At 64.7% G+C, this 1,348-nt stretch carries 1 protein-coding gene; it reads left to right on the forward strand.

Going from position 1 to position 1,348, the window contains the following annotated elements; translation table 11 throughout:
- Positions 1-51 precede the first annotated feature (51 nt).
- A protein-coding gene (locus RZ1_RS29355; protein ID WP_139282081.1) for an IS3 family transposase occupies positions 52-1,319 on the forward strand; the annotation gives its coding sequence in 2 pieces (ribosomal slippage) (positions 52-337 and positions 337-1,319; 1,269 coding nt in all).
- Positions 1,320-1,348 lie beyond the last annotated feature (29 nt).

Genomic DNA, 1,348 nt, shown 5'->3' on the forward strand with positions numbered 1-1,348 from the left:
TGAACCGCCCCGGTGAGTCCGGAGACTCCGATTGTTGGGAAGGTTGGAGTCATGCCAGGGAACACCACGAAGCGGTATCCGTCGGAGCTGAAGGTTCGGGCGGTGCGGATGGTCGCGGAACGTCCGAAGGATGAGTCGGAGTGGGCAGCGATGCGACGGATCGCTCCTCTGCTCGGGGTCACCACGGCGGAGACGCTGCGGAAATGGGTGCGGCAAGCACAGGTCGACGACGGGTCCCGGGACGGTGTCACGACGACCGAGTCCGAGGAGTTGCGGCGGCTACGGCGTGAGAACGCCGAGCTGAAGCGGGCGAACGCGATCTTGAAGGCGGCGTCGGTTTTCTTCGCGGCCGAACTCGACCGGCCACACGGCTGATCGTGGACTTCATCCGGGTTCACGCCGACCGGCGTGAACCCGGTGGTCTGCGGTGGGGTGTCGAGTCGATCTGCACCGTGCTGACCGCGCACGGATGCCGGATCGCCCCATCGACATATTACGAGCAGTGCAACCGCCCGGCGACCGCGCAGGAGTATCGGGATGCTTTGTTGATCAACGAAATCCGTCGAGTTCATGCAGCGAACTACGGCGTGTACGGGGCCCGGAAGGTGTGGCTGCAACTCAATCGTGAGGGTATCGCGGTGGCCCGGTGCACCGTCGAACGCCTGATGCGTGACGAAGGGCTGGCCGGGGCGGTGCGCGGGACGGTGAAACGGACCACGATCGCACGAGAGGGTGGGCACGACCGCGAGGATCTGGTCGGCCGCCGGTTCACCCCGGGGGCTCCGGATCGGCTGTGGGTTGCCGATTTCACGTATGTCAGCACCTGGTCGGGGTGGGTATACGTGGCGTTCGTGATCGACGCGTACGCGCGCAGGATCCTGGGCTGGTCGGTGTCGTCGTCGATGACGACCGACTTCGTGCTGCACGCGTTCGAGCAGGCAGTGTGGACACGAACCCGTTACGGTACAGCAGATTTCACTGATCTCGTTCATCACAACGATCGCGGTAGCCAGTACACGTCGATCCGGTTCGGCGATGCCCTCTCCGAGGCGGGGATCGTGGGATCGATCGGGAGCACCGGCGATTCGTACGACAACGCGCTCGCCGAGACCGTCAACGGGTTGTACAAGACCGAACTGATCAAGCCGCGCAAGCCCTGGAAGGGTGTCGACGAGGTCGAGATCGCGACCGCCGAGTGGGTCGACTGGTTCAATCATCGCCGACTCTACGAGTACTGCGGGGACGTCCCGCCGGCCGAGTTGGAGGCGGCCTACTACGCTCGGATCGCAGCTCGGCAACCCGCCGAGTTGACCGTTTGAGACAGTCTCCGGACATGCCGGGGCGGTTC

Origin of the sequence: Rhodococcus zopfii NBRC 100606 = JCM 9919, assembly GCF_001895025.1 — a bacterium.
Taxonomy (GTDB): domain Bacteria; phylum Actinomycetota; class Actinomycetes; order Mycobacteriales; family Mycobacteriaceae; genus Rhodococcus; species Rhodococcus zopfii.